Annotated in this window: 17 protein-coding genes; 4 read left to right on the top strand and 13 right to left on the bottom strand. The window is 57.3% G+C overall.

Translation table 11 applies throughout. The features are described from left to right. Positions 1-186: 186 nt before the first annotated feature. Genes ACT53S_RS22790 through ACT53S_RS22730 form a run of 13 tightly spaced genes read right to left on the bottom strand, consistent with a single transcriptional unit; the run spans position 187 to position 13,177 of the window. Positions 187-2,274: a type IV secretory system conjugative DNA transfer family protein gene (locus tag ACT53S_RS22790; RefSeq protein WP_476068753.1), complete on the bottom strand. Its 2,088-nt coding sequence runs from the start codon at positions 2,272-2,274 to the stop codon at positions 187-189. Beyond that, positions 2,271-3,293 (bottom strand): P-type DNA transfer ATPase VirB11, encoded by a 1,023-nt coding sequence (virB11, locus tag ACT53S_RS22785; protein ID WP_476068751.1) that lies wholly within the window; start codon positions 3,291-3,293, stop codon positions 2,271-2,273. The genes ACT53S_RS22790 and virB11 overlap by 4 nt, the downstream gene beginning before the upstream one ends. Further along, the gene (gene virB10, locus ACT53S_RS22780; protein ID WP_476068749.1) at positions 3,274-4,485 is read right to left on the bottom strand and encodes a type IV secretion system protein VirB10; all 1,212 of its coding nucleotides are present in this window, start codon (positions 4,483-4,485) and stop codon (positions 3,274-3,276) included. The genes virB11 and virB10 overlap by 20 nt, the downstream gene beginning before the upstream one ends. Further along, positions 4,485-5,297, bottom strand: coding sequence for a P-type conjugative transfer protein VirB9 (virB9, locus tag ACT53S_RS22775; RefSeq protein WP_476068747.1), 813 nt, complete (start codon positions 5,295-5,297; stop codon positions 4,485-4,487). Before virB9 ends, virB10 begins: the two co-directional genes overlap by 1 nt. Then, positions 5,294-5,986 carry a VirB8 family type IV secretion system protein gene (locus ACT53S_RS22770; RefSeq protein WP_476068745.1) on the bottom strand — a complete coding sequence of 231 codons (693 nt, stop codon included), beginning with the start codon at positions 5,984-5,986 and terminating at the stop codon, positions 5,294-5,296. The genes virB9 and ACT53S_RS22770 overlap by 4 nt, the downstream gene beginning before the upstream one ends. Positions 5,987-6,019: 33 nt before the next feature. Further along, positions 6,020-7,048, bottom strand: a complete 1,029-nt coding sequence (locus ACT53S_RS22765) for a TrbL/VirB6 family protein (RefSeq protein ID WP_476068743.1) — start codon at positions 7,046-7,048, stop codon at positions 6,020-6,022. 4 nt (positions 7,049-7,052) lie between these two features. Next, on the bottom strand, positions 7,053-7,271 hold the full coding sequence (locus ACT53S_RS22760) for a hypothetical protein (RefSeq protein WP_246251533.1): 219 nt from the start codon (positions 7,269-7,271) through the stop codon (positions 7,053-7,055). 10 nt (positions 7,272-7,281) lie between these two features. Continuing rightward, positions 7,282-7,980, bottom strand: a complete 699-nt coding sequence (locus ACT53S_RS22755; RefSeq protein ID WP_476068741.1) for a type IV secretion system protein — start codon at positions 7,978-7,980, stop codon at positions 7,282-7,284. 14 nt (positions 7,981-7,994) lie between these two features. After that, positions 7,995-9,086: a lytic transglycosylase domain-containing protein gene (locus ACT53S_RS22750; protein WP_476068765.1), complete on the bottom strand. Its 1,092-nt coding sequence runs from the start codon at positions 9,084-9,086 to the stop codon at positions 7,995-7,997. Further along, positions 9,083-11,542, bottom strand: coding sequence for a VirB4 family type IV secretion/conjugal transfer ATPase (locus ACT53S_RS22745; protein WP_476068739.1), 2,460 nt, complete (start codon positions 11,540-11,542; stop codon positions 9,083-9,085). The genes ACT53S_RS22750 and ACT53S_RS22745 overlap by 4 nt, the downstream gene beginning before the upstream one ends. Positions 11,543-11,545: 3 nt before the next feature. After that, positions 11,546-11,845, bottom strand: a complete 300-nt coding sequence (locus tag ACT53S_RS22740; protein WP_081950740.1) for a VirB3 family type IV secretion system protein — start codon at positions 11,843-11,845, stop codon at positions 11,546-11,548. Further along, complete coding sequence (locus tag ACT53S_RS22735) at positions 11,845-12,192, bottom strand: TrbC/VirB2 family type IV secretion system protein (protein WP_476068735.1); 348 nt, start codon at positions 12,190-12,192, stop codon at positions 11,845-11,847. The genes ACT53S_RS22740 and ACT53S_RS22735 overlap by 1 nt, the downstream gene beginning before the upstream one ends. A 10-nt stretch (positions 12,193-12,202) precedes the next feature. After that, a complete protein-coding gene (locus ACT53S_RS22730) occupies positions 12,203-13,177 on the bottom strand; it encodes a lytic transglycosylase domain-containing protein (RefSeq protein WP_476068733.1) in 975 nt (324 codons plus the stop codon). A 158-nt stretch (positions 13,178-13,335) separates the two neighbouring features. On the opposite strand from ACT53S_RS22730, the gene ACT53S_RS22725 reads away from it, so the two are divergent. Genes ACT53S_RS22725 through ACT53S_RS22710 form a run of 4 tightly spaced genes read left to right on the top strand, consistent with a single transcriptional unit; the run spans position 13,336 to position 15,583 of the window. Further along, on the top strand, positions 13,336-13,944 hold the full coding sequence (locus ACT53S_RS22725) for a hypothetical protein (protein WP_476068731.1): 609 nt from the start codon (positions 13,336-13,338) through the stop codon (positions 13,942-13,944). Continuing rightward, positions 13,941-14,477 (top strand): thermonuclease family protein, encoded by a 537-nt coding sequence (locus tag ACT53S_RS22720; protein ID WP_476068730.1) that lies wholly within the window; start codon positions 13,941-13,943, stop codon positions 14,475-14,477. The genes ACT53S_RS22725 and ACT53S_RS22720 overlap by 4 nt, the downstream gene beginning before the upstream one ends. After that, entirely contained in the window at positions 14,474-15,178 is a 705-nt protein-coding gene (locus ACT53S_RS22715; protein ID WP_476068729.1) for a thermonuclease family protein, read from the top strand. Before ACT53S_RS22720 ends, ACT53S_RS22715 begins: the two co-directional genes overlap by 4 nt. Further along, positions 15,179-15,583 (top strand): hypothetical protein, encoded by a 405-nt coding sequence (locus ACT53S_RS22710; RefSeq protein ID WP_476068728.1) that lies wholly within the window; start codon positions 15,179-15,181, stop codon positions 15,581-15,583. Positions 15,584-15,599: the final 16 nt, after the last annotated feature.

The following is a 15,599-nucleotide window of genomic DNA, read 5'->3' as shown; positions in this document are numbered from 1 at the left end:
AAGTAAACGACCCCAAGTCTGCCGACATCGTCGGCAAGATGATGGTGTGGGGCATGGTCTCCGTTGGGATCCTCGCGATCCTGATCAAGGTCTATGGGATCGTGATCGGCTGGTATCATGCTTCTGCGGCTTGGCTAACAGAGGCGGGTCAGTACGCAGCGAGCTTCTGGCCCTTCTGACCCTGGATTAGCGGCCGGCCTGTTCAATGATTGGATCAGGAACGGTCGCCGCGAATAGCTCTTCCAAGCTTTTCCTTTTGCGCGGTGATTTCCCCTCTGCCTCCCGATCGACCACCTCCTTGAGGCGGCTAACTCGATCATTGTGCGCTTTCTCAATTTCGTCCTCTGAGATAGGCATCGCGCGCTTTTCGCGAGCGGGCGCAGCTGCTTTTGCAGGTTCCACGGTGCCACCGGCGCTGGCCTTCTTGCTTGTCAAAGCAGAGGGGTTCACGACGCGAGGGGGTGGGGTGGAGGCTGGTTGCTCCTTCGGAGTTTCCTTCTGCGCTGGCGCCTGCAGTGCATCAGCTTTGGCCTCCGTTGCGGGCTTTACCGCCTCCGCTTCTTCAGTCTGTTCCTGGCCTGCATTGGCATAGGCCGGCGTGGTCGCTGGTACGGGTTTGGGTGGCAGGTAATCGACAGTCGGGACAGTCGGAATGTGCGTCTGAGAATAGGCCTCGGCCTCCTTGAAGGGCTGCGTTTTGAAGAATCGCAGCTTTTCCCCAAAGATCGGCCGCTGACCCTCCACCAACAAGATCATCTTGTTCTCGGGCATCTGGCGCACTTCCTGCGGCATCATCAGGTCCCGATCGCGAATTTGCTCAACCTTTGTTCGGCGCGGGAGGCCCATAAGCTCAATGGTGCGCGATTCAGACTGATAACGGATGGTTCTCTTGCCAAGCGCCCGGGAGGCGTACTCAGCCGTGGCCTGGTCATTGGCACCAAGAATTAGCTGATAACCGCAGTTGCCAAGAAGCGAATGTCGGGACGTCTCACCATAGATCTCATCCAGGTTCTTCAGATCCTGGATGATGAAGGCGAGCTTGATCTTATAGCCGGCCACATAGGGCAGCTTCGTCATGATCTCGTCCATGCGCTTCAGCTGGCGAAACTCATCCAGCAGGAAATAGACCGGCACGGAGTTGGGATCATGCTCAAGGGTGAGTATGTCCATCACCTGTTGAACGAATAGCGTCAGCAGCGGCCTAAGAAGCGTGATGTCGGTGATGTTCGGGGCAAGGTAGATTGTGATGGGGCGACGCTTCATGGATCGAAGGTCCATGTCGGTCATGTTCGTTGCGGCCACAACGCGTTCGTTCTTGAACGGCCTCATCGCCTTCTGGATGTCAAGCAGTGCCGAGGCCGCGGCCCTATCCGAGAGAGACAGGTATGAGTTGAAGCTCTCCATCGTGAACTTCGACAGATATGGCTCCTTCTCCTTGATGTACTTCATCAAGGCCTGCAGATCGGTCCCGCTGTTGAAGAAGGAGTTGATCTCGCCGAGGTTCCTGCGCCCTTTGTAGAAGGGGCTTTCGAGAACATAGCTGATGGCGCCGGCGAGAACCTGTTGAGCCGTGGCCTGCCAAACTGAATTCTCGGATTCGGTGTTTTCCGGCACAAGAATGCTGCCGATATTTTGAATGTCGGTCGTGCGATTACCTCGCTCCGGACGAACGAAATCCAATGGATTATAGCTGTTGGTCGTCTCGGAACCCGGCGCGAACAAGAAGACCTGGCTGCCGTTGCGCTTCCGATAGCCGGCGGTTGCCTTGTAGACCTCGCCCTTCAGATCCGTGACGATCATAGAGCCTTCGTGCATGAGAGCGTTAGGGATGACGTAGCCCGCGCCCTTACCGGATCGAGTCGGGCCAATAATGAGGTGGTGGCGATCGTCATACGCGCGGAGGACGTTGCTCCCGATACGGCCGAATATGTGACCTTTCTTGCCAAACCACTTCCCGCGCCGAAGGGTTGGAAGGTCCTGAAAGGCCGCATCCCCCAATGGATTGCTGGTAGGTTTGAGCCCAAGGTAAGCAATAAGGCCTGATACGAGCAGCGCCGGGACTACGGAGCCGAGCGCGACCTTTTGAAGGGAAGGGGAGGAGCTATAGGCCCAGAACTGCTGAATTGGCGCGAATGGGTTTGAGGTAATTGTCGCCTCGAGGATCCTACCGTCGCCGTAGAAGAGCTGAAGCCCCGCCCCGTACGCCAGCATCCAGACTGCAAATGCGATCAACAGGCAGAAGAACAGATAGAAGGCCTGTAGACCTTTGCTCATGATGCATCCCGTGCGAAGTAGATTTCGGAAACCCCGCGCTTGCCGCCTTCACGCCTGAGCTGGATCACGATCGGAATGACCATTTTGATGTAGGACATCAGATCCTGCTTTGAGTAGCCGGCGGACATGCCGGACTGCTGCATCATCATGGCAAGCTGCTCGTACGCGCCGAGCGGCGTATCGGCGTGAACTGTTGACATGCTGCCTGGATGGCCGGTGTTGATGGCACGAAGGAAGGAAAAGGCCTCAGCTCCACGAATTTCGCCAACAAAGAGGCGATCCGGCCGCATTCGAAGCGCCGATTCAAGGAGGTTCTGAATCGTCACGTTTGCGGTGCCTTGCCCACCCTTGGAGGCGATCAGGTGGACCGCGTTCTTCTGTGGTGGGAATAGCTCACGGGTGTCTTCAAGCGTCAGGATCCGCTCATTCAGGTCTACAGAGTTCAGGCACGCATTCAGAAACGTGGTTTTTCCCGACGACGTGCCGCCACTGATCAGGATCGAAACCCGCTTCGTGATGGCCGTGTGAATGAAGTCGTAGATCTTCTCCGCGCGTAGATAGGCGATCAGCTCCCGATCCACGTCGCTTAGGCCCCCGACAGCAACCGAGACTTTGTCGAGAGAGCCATTGTCACGGTAGTCCTGCAGAGAGAAGTTCTGCACAACCTGCTTACGGATCGTGATCGACCCACCGTCAGGTGCCGCGGGCGGCAAGACGACCTGGATACGTTCGCCGGTCGGCAGCGCTGCGCTCAGGATCGGATTAGCGGCGTTGAGGAACTGCTTTGTCGCTGCGGCAACCCGCTCGCCAATGTTCTCGATCTCGCGTGCCGTCAGAGCATCGATTTCATGATGCTCCATGTGATCAGCACCAAAGCGCTCGACATAGACCTGGCCCGGCCGGTTCACTGCAATCTCAACTACCTTTGGGTCATCGAGAAATTGCCTGATGGGCTCCAAAGACCGGTTCAGGAAATAGTGGGGATCATGAGCCGTCGTGTTACCTACCGTAACGTTCACGTTTGATCTCCTTCATCGCTTCCGTGACAGGATCGTCGTACATGGCGCTGAAATCGAGGTCCTGGCGAACATACACGAAGATCCGCTCGCCTTGAGGTACGCTGATCGTTGGCGGGATCCTCAGATTTTCGGCCAGGACCGTGTTCGCCATGTCGCTGAAGGTTTGCGCGATCGTCTCGCGCGCCAATTCTGCGCCTCTATCGGCGTCATCGTTTCCGGAGCTGGAGTCGCTACCGTATCCGGTGAGATAGCTTGCACCACCCCCGACAATAGATAGCAGGATCGATGCACCAAAGCGCTCACGGAACTTGTTGTCGACATGACCAGTCAGACCCGATCGACCGAGGCTGTCCGTTCCGATGGAATTCAGGCGCACCGACACGCCGTCATCGCGGATGAGCCTCGTCCACACGACAAAGACCCGCTTCTGCCCCCGCGTAACTTCGGACTGATATTCCCCGATCAACCGTGTACCTGTCGGGATCAGCACACGCCGGCCATCGAAGGAGTAGACATCCTTGGATGTGATGGCCCGGACCTGCCCCGGAAGGTCACTGACGATCGCCGTTTCCAAGATGCCGGGGATCAGCGTGCCCTCCGGAATCATCGCGTCGATCCGCTCAATCTTTCGCGCCTTTGCGGAACGGTCCCCGATCGCGCTCGCTGACGACAGGTATTGGCTGTTGCGATCCTCGCCAGCGACGGTCAAAGGCGTGCCGCTGTTCGAGCCATCCGGCGAACCATTCGCGGCGCCGCCTAAGTTCTGGTCAAGCGTAATTAGCTTCGACCGAAACCGCTCCGGAAATAGCTCTTCGGCGGGCGGGGGAGCGCTTGCCGGTTGAGCTACCTCGGGCGGGGGAGGCACGTTAAATTCTGTAACGTCGACCGGCGGAGCTGGCGGCGGAGGCGGTGGAGGCGGGAGTTCTAAAACCGGCTGTTCTGGTGGTGGGGGAGTGGGCTCCCCATCGCGCACGAAGCCAGGCGGCCGGAAAGTCGTTGTCCGAAATTCCTCTTCACTTTGCGGGCTCTCAGGCGGGTTTTCGCCGGACGTGGCCAGCACCAGGTACGCGGCGAAGACACCAGCGAGCAACAGAGCGGCCATGCCGACCGTCTGATTGCGCTTCACGTTTCGATTGCTGATTTCGGCCTCGTCGGCCGCCGCCATAGCGTCGAGTTCAGGGCTGCGCTTCATTAGTTGCCGCTCCTCCTGCGTTTGCTGACATCAGGATCCGGTTTCGGAGCCACGATGTCAGGATCAGGTGCTGCAAAGTCCGGCTTGCGGAGGTTGAAAATGCACGTCCACTGGTTTCCGTCCCGGAGCGTGTATTGCGTCGCTACGCCGTCAACGACGATGTAATCGCCTTCCTTGCGAAAGTTTCGCAGGGTCTCGGAGAAGTCGGATTGAACGGCAAAAATGGCCGGCACGGTCCCTCGGCCGAACTTGAAAAAGGTCTTCTTACCGTCATCGAACACCATTGTCGGCTTCAGCGCGGCGTCGCCCGAGAAAGAGTAGTCAATGTTGACGTTCGCTTTGTCGATGCTCGAAATGTTCGGGTTGGCTGCCCGAAACTCTGCCTCCTTCCGCAGAGACTCGTTCAGGTTCTTCTCCGGATAAACGAACCGAATGCCGAAGACCTTTTTCCCTGCTTCCGGTGCATAGTCGTTGAGCTCAAGGAAGTAGATCCTCTTTGAGGTCACCACGTTCATGTTTGTGGAGACGTCCTTGGCTATTGGCTTGACGAAAAGGATGTTGCCCTTTTCGGAGGGGGCAACCTGCCAACTGTCGGTGTCGCCAAGCGAGATCGTCTCGAACTTCTCATCTTCGTCGAAGATGATCATCGTTGAGATGCCGTAGGTTGCAGATACTTTCACGACGTTGTTCGGCTGATAGACAACACTGGTCACACGCGCATCCAGACTGCCAGGGCGGGGCTGTTGCGCCGCATAGGCTTGGACCATCGTGAGAGCGGCGATCGACGCCGCCAAAGGCAAGCCATATTTCACTGCTGACCTCCCGAGGTCACCGTTTCCTGATCACGGCGGTAGTCATAAACCTGGAAGCCCAACGGGTTTTCGAAGCGCCATTCGTTGCGCTCAGGCGTATCCGTGTAGCGATAGCGAACGATAGAGATGAAGTGGCGCGTAATGACATCTGAATCAGAGCGCTCATGCGTCGAGAACCGGACGAGTGCCGTTGTCGTGTTGGGGAAGGTGACAGACTTTATGTCGACGGTGATCGACTTATTTTTGCCGAGCCGGCGAGCTGGATTGTCAGGGTTCGCGGCACTCCATTGGGCCTGGAGGTCGCGCGCTGCGTCGCCGGTGGAGAGCAAAGCTGCAATTCCAAAGTTCTGCTCAATGGCAAAAGGATCATAGCCCTCGCGGGATCGAATGTAACGGACGACATTCGCCTGAGTGACCGCCTGCTGATCGGTGATGTTCGCTGTTCGGGTCAGCCCTGTCTTGACCTCAATATAGCCAGTGTTCTTGTCGACCTCGACAATGTACGGCTCGAAGCTCTTGAGGGGCACGAGCATCACCAATGCGGAGAGCGACAGGATCGTGATGCCGCCGAAGATCAGCGTAATCAGCCAAGCGAACGTCTTGGACCGTTTGGCCTTTTTGACGATCTCTTGTTCCCAACGGTCCCCATCCTGAAAATAGCTCCGGAGAGCATCGTTATTCTCTGCCATGTATCCTAGCCCTTAATTCCCGCCACCAGTTGCCTAGTTGGGCAGACTGTTGTTGGTAATTCTGTTCTGCATCGCTTCTGCTGCACCGGCGTTTTGGATGTTTTCCCTCATGCCGGCATGGGTTCTGGCGCGTGCGGCCATTCCTAATTCTCCAGCCCTGCCGGCTACAGAACGTGTCGCGGTCAAAGCTCGTGCCGGCAGTGCAACACCGGTCGCGTAGCCCACCGATCGAGCGATCTGCCCAACGCCCGTTGCCACGCCCCCGGTAATTCCCTGGGCGAGCGTCTGAATGTTGAAGAGGACAAAAGCGCCAGCCGCACAGATCAGGACGAAAGCCGAGATATCGTCTAGCTGGATCTCGTTCGCGGATGCTGCCGCTGCGACCTTCTGCAGCTCAGCGTCCATGGTGGTGATGAGAAAGGCGGCGACGACATAGACGAAGAGCGGAATGATCGCGTACGTCAAAACCTGCTGGAACCAAGCCATTCCGTACTGACGGGTCGAATCAAACAATAGGCAGGCGATGAAGATCGGTGCAGTGCCAAGCAGCACCCACATCATCACCTTCGCAAGCACGAGGATGGCAAGCGCAACGGCAATGAACAGCCCAACCGCCAGCATGATCAGGAACCCGATGAGGCCCGGGAGAATGGCGAAGTAGCCTGACTGCTCCGCGAATGCTGCTGCTGCCTCATTCGCCGTCTCCCAAATCGTGGAGAGGCCGTCTGTTGGCTCAGTTATCCCGGTACTGCTAGCTGTCAGGAGCGCCCGCCCCACGTCTTCCGGCGTGTTGTTCAGCCAGTCATAAAAGAAGAGTTGGAAATTGCCCCACTGATCAATGAAGGCGACGATAATCATCATTCGCACGACCCGGCCGACGATCTCGCCGACGCTCACTCGCGCGGTCCCCATGACGAGTTGAAGTCCGTAATAGGCGACGTATGCAATAAGCATGATCGACAGCAAGGGCATGATCTCGTCGCCAACGACCTCATAAGCCCGCTCCGAGAAATTCCGCCCTGCATCTTCAAGAGCCTCAAGCAGGCCGCCTAGAAAGTTCATGGGGTCACTGCTCTCCGCTTGCAGCGAAAGCGTCGATCGCCGCCAGCGCTTCCGATGGGTTGCCGTTCACGCTGGTCATTGGGCCGCATTCCTGTCGCGGATCCTCGGCGTAGGATGTGAGGTTTGCCGGCCTCTTGCATGGTGCGGTCTTCTCTTTCGGGGCGCCGGCGCAGCCGGTTACGCCGGCAGCAACCAGGACGGAGAGGAGCACAAAGCCTTTCACTCGAAATGTCTTAGTCACCGTAGGTCAGCGCCTTCTTGGTATTGGAGATGTCGACAAGGCGGCGCTGGTTTTGAGCCTGCAGGGAGCCGACGGCACCATTCATGACGCCAATCATCTCGTTGATCGTCAGGCCCGTTTGAACCTGCAGCTGCGTGTTCTGATCGATGGACCCCTTGATGTCCTGAGCCTGACCGATCTGCTGGCCCGCCTGCTGGAACGCTTGTGTTCGCGACTGAACGGCTTGTTGCGAGCCGGTGACTAGGGCAGCAACTCCAAGGACGGTCTTCATCATTTCTTCGTAGGACTTGTCGCCTGAGAACGTACTGTCCGCCTTGCCAGACAAGTTCTTCACGAGCTGGAGACCGTTGATGAAGGTGGTGGCAATCTGGCCGATGTCACCGCCCATGCTGCCGAAGTTCGGGACACCGCCCTGCATGAGGCTGTCGAGTGACGGCATCTGAGAAACGCTGAACCCTTGACCAACGGCGAGGTTCTGCATGGAATTGGAAACGCTCCCGCGATCCCCCGTGACGGCTTTAAGGGTCTCTTCGACCGTCTTCAGAACTTGCCTGTTCGTATCCAGGATCTGATCAGTCGTCTGAGAGGTTTCCGTTGCGATCTTCAGGTTGGCGCTGTCGATCACGGGAACCTGTGCATGCGCGGTAGACGCCATCGCTAGCGAAAACGCAGTCAGAAATGCTCTTTTCATGGCCGTTCTCCTTGTCATTCGGCGCTCAACATCAGCTTCATGTCAGCCTCTGGTTCGAGTTTTCGAACGCAGGCCTGTTCCTCCGGATTCCACTCAAGCTGCAGTTCCTTGTCGCAGAGGTCGGCTACCTCGCGATCGTCTTGCCTCTCGTCTTGGCTGTAGTCGCTGGACCGCGAAGACCCCGAGAGCCCGCCCAGATCGAGTGCATTTTGAGAATTCATAAGCTCGGCCATCGTTGTTCCGAGGCGGATGACCTGGTTCATCATCTCAAGGTTCGCATTACGGGCGCCGGAATTGTGGTCCCAGCTGTCTTGGATCGTGCCGCTTTCCATCTGGCCGAGTTGCTGAAGCCATGACGCGACGTTCCCGCTGTTTTCGGAAATCGACTGGCTGGTCGCCATCGAGTTGATGGTCGCGTCTCTCGCACCTGAAAAGCCCGACGTGCCTCCTCCGAAATTTTCGGGGATGTTCGACACATCGGAGCCTCCGAACTGGGGCATCCACTTCCCTTTGATCGCGGCTACATACCCCTGCGTCTCCTTGAACGGAGGGATGCCGCCATACTTACGAACGTTGGCTGGCCCCGCGTTGTATGCGGCGAGCGCAAGGTTGGTATTGCCGTTGAAGGTACGGAGCTGCTGCTTCAGGTAGCGCGCGCCGCCGCGAAGGTTATCCTCGATATCGTGAGGATTGACGCCAAGATCCTTGGCTGTGCCCGGCATCAGCTGCGACAAGCCCATAGCGCCGACCGGCGACTTTGCGCAGGGATTGAACCGGCTCTCCTGGTAGACGAGAGACATGAAGAGGGTTTCGTCTACCCCTTCCTCGCGCGCCACGCGCTTCACGAGCCCGACAATCTCCGGATTGGCTTGTGCTGCCGAGGGGGCGTCACCTCCGCGCCCCGGCCGGTACATCGAGCAGGTGACGCTCTTGCTCACGGAGTGCCGGCGACTGTCTGTTTCTTCGATCTGCTTCGTCGTTTCATTGCGCACAGCATCTGTTGAAGTGAGGGCGCCATCCGTAACAGGAACCTGCGAGGAGGCGGGGGGCGCTGTTCCACAAGCCAAGGCTGCAACCAGCAGCGTTAGAGTCCAACTGTTCCTCATTCGGCCTTCTCCCATCCGCAGAATTTCGCCAACCAGTTTTCGGGTTCGTCTCCGTACTGCTCGCGAAGTGCCGCGCACTCCTCGATCGTCTCCTTGCGTCCTGAAAGCACCTTCACGAGATCCGGCATTGTCGACAGATCGAGACGCGCAATGACAGAGTCGTTGCCATGCTTAATCAGGAAGGTTCTCTTTTCAGGAGGCGTGTTCTTGATGAACTTGAACTCCTTCACCGTCAGGCCGAAGCGCTTGATGTAGCTCTCTTCGTCAGCCCGTGGATTCGGGAAGTGGATGTTGGTCGCCGATTGCTCAATGAGCGTGTGCGACGCTTTGGATTTGGTAATGTCAGCAGCCGACTGCGTACCAAAGCCCACGATGCCGTTGAGCTTTCGGATCGTCTTCATCTTGTCGACGATGAAGGCGCTGAAAGTGTCATCCATCAGTAGCTGCCAGCCTTCATCCATGAAGAACATGGCGGGGTTACCGTCCAGCAGCTCGTCCATCCGATGGTAAAGATACATCAGCGCAGGGGTTCTTAGCTCCTCGTTTCCGAGGATGTTGGTCATATCAAAGCCAAAGACGCTGTGACCCGAGAAGGAAAGGACGTCATGGGGCGCGTTGAACAGCCAGGCTTTTTCGCCTTCGATCCAAGGGCGAAGCCGCGAGTATAGATCGTTGGCATCGGCCTTGGACCGCCCCATCAAGAGGCCGGCAAGATTTGGGAGGTTCCGCTGAGCTGCCGGCTCCTGCATGATCCGGACGATTGCCTTTTCCAGCGTGTCCTCGTCCTCTTGCGTGAAGTCGGTGCGACGATCGCCGCGCAGCATGGCCTTGAGCAGACGGACCAGAAATTCCCGGTTCTCGCCGGTGTTTTCCAGTTGCAGCGGGTTAAAGCCCGTGGGCGTTCCCGGAGACAAAACTTCGTAGGCTCCGCCGATCGCCCTGACGAAGATCTCAGCCCCACGGTCCTTGTCGAAGAACACGGCGCGAGGCGTGGGTGAAACTCGCATCGCTTGAGCCAGGAGGAAGGTCAAACCCACGGTCTTGCCGGATCCTGTAGGACCAGTCACCGTGAAGTGCCCGATATCTCGACGGTGGAAGTTGAACCAGTAGGGGGTTTGTGAGGTCGTTTCCAGAATGGTGATCGGCAGGCCCCAATGGGTGCGATCCGCTTGTCCAGTCGCGAAATTATGCATCGAGGAAAGGCCAGAGAAGTTGGCGCTCGACAGCATGGCGATGCGGGAGATATAGGAGCGGTTTCCCGGCAGCTGCGCCCAAAACGCTGCTTCAAGGTTGAGATCTTCCCGAAGCCAATTGATGTTCATGTCGGTGAGGCAAGCGCCAAGTTCCGACACGCAACGGCTCAATCCGTCGAGGTCCCGCGAAATGCACAGAAGCGAAAAATGATGGAAGCCGAATACAGCCTCCTGATTGAGGAGGCTGTTTAACGCATAGTCAATATCGGATTCGACCGAGCTACCCGCTTCGTCGGAAGCCTTGATCTGGCGCTGGAGGCGGCTGATCCGCTCTTGTGCGATAGGCTTGTCTGCAAGGGTGAAAGACTGTGTCAGAATGAACTCATGGTTCACCTGCAGCAACCCGTCCAACATGCCGGGACCGGTGAATGGAGGGTATTCCTTGATCGATAGGAGGGTGGCATAGCGGCTATCTTCTTCCACCGCCGCTTGTGCCTGCATCGTCCGCTTTGAAAAATGCAGCCGTGAAGTGCCGACGTAGTTGCGGATACCCATGCGCGGAAGCCGCATCTTTCGCGGCACACCGCAAGTCAGGATCGTGTTGAAGAACTCGCAGGGCTCAGAATACGGATCGCCCTTGCCCTCTTCTCCATCGATGTCCTTCTTCGCGGTATCGTCGGATTTCTTGCGATAAGTGATGCCAAGCGGCTTAGCGCCGTACTTGTGCAACTCCTTCACGATGTTCCCAACCAACTCTTCGAGGTCGGTCACATCTTCACGGGTCGCTTGAGCCCTGGCCTCTTTGTTCGAGCGTTCAAATATCCGCTTCAAGGAGTCACCGAGACCAAGCGCCCCTTTCATGCCCGAACGCACGATCGTCAGATAGATTTCGTTCGTGAACATCCGCTTCTTGCGGAGCTGGTCCATGTAGCGATCGTTCAGGATCTCGCAGAAGGATGAATCGAACGAACCGCCGATCTCGGTCTCGACCTCACGCCGAATTACAGTCGACCAAAGGGAGTAGCGGCTTGAACCCAGAGCCCGGATCATCGTGTTCTGGACGACAGAGCGCATGTTCAACTCGGCCTGGTCCTCCGTCTGGAAGAACAGGCCATCGAGCTTGATGACGCTGATTAGGGTTCCATTTTCGAGCCCGATGACCGTATCGGACACATGCCTCATATAGGGGATGTGAACGGACATAGGCCGCTCGTTGCCGGCGACCTTCCCAAACCCAAGCTCTTCCTTGACGACTCTCAGCATCTACTATGGTCCGTATGAGTTGGTGCCCCAAAAGCGCTTGTTGGGCGTCCGTGGCGTCTTGCGTGAGGTGACCTGCAGAACGTCGAGAATCTTGCTGTCCCAGGCGCAAAGCGAGAAAAGGACAAGGTAGGCGGCTGGCGCGATAAGCAGTGCCGCCAGATGGTTCGTCACCAACCACCCAATGATGGTCACACCGATGATCAGGACGACCGCCATGTAGGGTACGCCCCATAGCGTCGGTGAACGGGTCAAACCGATCACCAACGGCGTCAAAGCTGGCTTCTCGTCCTGAAAATCGCTCATCAGCCGCCGCCTACCGACGAGATCATCTGGTCAACGATGGCAGGGGCACCGAATACGAGACCGATACCAATGACGACGGCTCCGGCCGTGAACCACGATAGCCTGCCGGCAAAGGCAAGAAAGCCAAGGCCGATAACGGCGATGATTGCCATGAGACGACCAAATGGGCCGGTGATGAAGTCAACGATCATCTGCACGGCTGTCTGAAGGGGGGCGAATGCACCGCCACCGCCACCGCCTGCCTGTGCAAGCGCTTGATCAGCGCCGGCGACTTGCAGCGCTGCCACCAAACCAATCACGGCCATTGCCTTCAATGCCCCGGATTGCCGGGAAATGACATGTCTCATAGTTCTCTCCTTAAAAGTGCATCACGCCGCCGACGAATTTGCCGGTCTTCTCCACAGCGATGACTCCGGCATCGCTGGTGTTCTTTGCCGCCATGTCACGGACGATCCCGGCCGCCTTCCGTTTGCCCGTTGGCATCGGTAGGCCAAGCTGGAAATTCACGACCTTTGCGACATAGCCGACGGTTTCTTGGAACGGAGGGACGCCGCCATACTCGTAGATGCGCCCCTCGCCGCTGTTGTAGGCAGCCGCTACGAGAAGCGGGTTCTGGAACTCATCCAGGAGGAAGCGCAGGTACTTCACCCCGCCCTCGATGTTCTGGGCAGGGTCGCAGATATCCTGAACACCGAAGCGAGCCGCGGTTGCGGGGATAAGCTGCATTGGTCCGCGTGCGCCTTTCGGTGAATTGCGGATCTCATCGAAGCGGCTTTCGGCCCAGGCAATCGCAACCGCGAAGCTCTCATCGACGCTGTATCGACGCGCGGTAGATGCAACCAGCGCTTTAATCTCGTCAGGTGGTAGGGGCGACGGCCCGCACTCTTCAACGGGAGTTCCGGCCCCTAGATTTTCGGTGGTATTACTCGATGTAGTATCTAGAGTTGGAGTTTGGACAGGATTAATGCGGCCTGTGGCGCGCTCTGAGACATCAAAATACGCGCTGACAGACGCATCAATGTGATGCCCTTTGGCACGCGCGTCTTTCGGCGATGCTACGCCAAAACCTTCGGCTCCGCCCTTCGTGACAACACCGTTTGCACCAAGGACGAATTCCTTCTCTGATGTCTCGCCACCGCTCCAGCGATCTTCGAAGTTTGTGACAAGAGATTCTTCGTTGATTGTCACAGAACCGTTGTAATTGCTGGAATTACGCCCTGATGTGGCTAGGTCTTGTGACGCAGCTGTATTGGCAGCGAGCAGCACGGATAATGCTGTGCTAGTCAGGGTTCGCGGGCCTAGATACCCTGCATAAACAGTGTTTTTATCCATCGCACCCGCCCGTCAAACGGTGTTGTGATCGCCATGAAAACCGACTAGAGTTAATGCACACATGATACCGATTTGATGCACTCTTACAAGTTTTCTGATCGGTGTTAAACCCTATTTTGCAGGTCAACAATCGGACTCAGGGTGGTTAGGGCTAGATTATGAAACAGGCCATCATTCCCGCGCTTCTAAGTTGCGCATTGGCAACACAAGCGCTTGCCGCTCCTGCGGTGAACAAGGACTACATCAGGTCGCTGGCGGCGCCGGGCAAGACGGTTCTTGTCGTCGAGTATTACGACGGGACCGGCAAAGTCGCTGATCGCAAAGGTTACGCCACGGCCAATGGCTTCAAAGCTATCTCGGCGACTGAGTTTCGCGTCGATGAATTGACAACGTTGCATCTGTATGGCGTTCAGCCTTGCAGCGGCGATCTGGTCAATCGCGCCGAGGACTATTCCGGGACTTGCGAGGAGTTTGGCACGCAGCAGCTGCAAACGATGCTGCAAAGCCCCAAGGTCCTGTTCTGCAGGGCCTTCATCAGTGAGCAGACCGCCCCCGTTCAGGATGTCACTTGCTACGGCTACTACAACTATCCTGGAGCAATGGACACGGTTGATAATCTTGAGGAGCAGCTTCTGTCGTTGGGAGCGGTTCGTCTCACAAAGAAGGCCGATGGCTCATTCGATCGTCCGGATCTCGCGGAAGCTCAGGAGATCGGGCAGAAGGGCTCCTTCGGGATGTGGGCCGATCCTCGGGTGAAGGCGCAATGAGACTTGCTGCTGGACTCGTCGCGGCTCTGCTGCCGTTTGCGGCCAATGCCGCACCTGAAGGGTACTTCGATCTTGCTCCAGGCATCACCTTGGAAACGGGGGACACCTGGATCTCTGACGGTGAGCGGTTTCGTCTCTATGGCATACAGTCTTGCTTGCGCGGCACTGCCTACACGGATGGTCAGGGCAATAGACAAGACTGCGGTGAGGCATCGCTTGCGATGTTGGCTGCCTACATCAAGGACACTAAGCCGATCTGTGCCCCCGTGGCGAAGCTTAATGGCATCTCATATGTCGTTTGTTACGCCACGGTTGGCAGTCAAAGGCTCGACCTCGCGCAGATCATGGTGACAAGCGGCTATGCATTCGCCGCCTTAAAGACCGATGGTCTCCCTTATCATGCCCCCTACGCCATAGCCGAGCAGCTTGCTCAGCAAAAGAAGGCCGGCCTTTGGCAATTCTCCGACGTTCAGCATCCTTCCATCCTGCTTAGTCGTGAGGCGAACCAGCGATCGAGGAGCGCCCAGCCATGAGAAACCGCCTTATCCTTGCTATCGCCGCAAGCTCTTTGGCCCTGCCGGCGTTAGCCGCCGATCCGATCTATCAGAACTGGCACGCCCTACGCGGTCAGGCTGCGCCTCCCGTTGCTGCTGCTGTTCGGTTGCGGACGTTCAAAGGCCCGGTAACCGTTCTCGACGGCCGCACGCTATGGTTCGGCACGCTTGGCAAGGGCTATAAAGTAAGGTTGGCCGGCATCGACACTTGTGAGCTTCCTCAATGGGCTTTGAACCCAAAGTGGATCAACCGGGACAAGCAACAGGCTCCAACCCCCGTCCCATGCGGACCCTTCGCCAAAGCTTGGCTGAAGAGGACAATCGGAAACAGACCCACGACTTGCGTCGGTCTGGCCTACGCAAACGATGGGATACCCGTCGCGCAATGCACGACCAGCGGTGTGGATCTCGCCGCAGAAATGCTGCGCGTCGGTTGGGCTCGTCTCGATTCCCCCTACATCAACGCCCAATATTACGCCTATCAGACCAACGCGATGGCCGCCCGGTATGGGATGTGGGGAACCTACGTGTTGGACATGAACGAATGGCGCCGCAAAGCTGTCGACAAGACGCTAGATCGGCATCCGATCGCCGACTTCAATCTATTGGCCGAGAGGAAAAGCGAGATCTCTCCTCCTTTTGCTGATGCCCGAAACAAGCCGAAGAGGACAGACCGATAGTTGCCAGACCTCGCACATATTGCGACCTCTCTCGCAACCGATCCCTTGGCTGGCTTGCTGCTTGCCATCTCGCTCTCCATCGCCCTCATAATCCCGGCGCAGAAACTCTGGTGGATCCACGCGCTACTAGCGGCCTTCCTTCTCATCCTGTCGCTGGCTTTCCACGACAAGCGGCACTTGTCCTTCGACAGCTACCTGGTCGGGCTCTTCACCTTCGCCGCGGTTTCTCGGGACATTCCCAATCAGCCACTGCTCTATCGCATCGGCATTTCCTGGTTTGCATGCTTCGCCTTGATCTCGGCCGTCATCTACGCTGCAGGCGAACGCATCCGACAGAGGACTCCGCTCGAAAGACCTGTTTCCGAGCCGGCAATTTCAGCAGCATTGATCAAGAGGGACACCTGATATGAAACCAGTGATT

The organism is Allorhizobium sp. DMC15 (genome assembly GCF_056314065.1).
The sequence above is the reverse complement of the archived record's forward strand: the minus strand, read 5'-3'. Positions and strand labels throughout refer to the sequence as shown.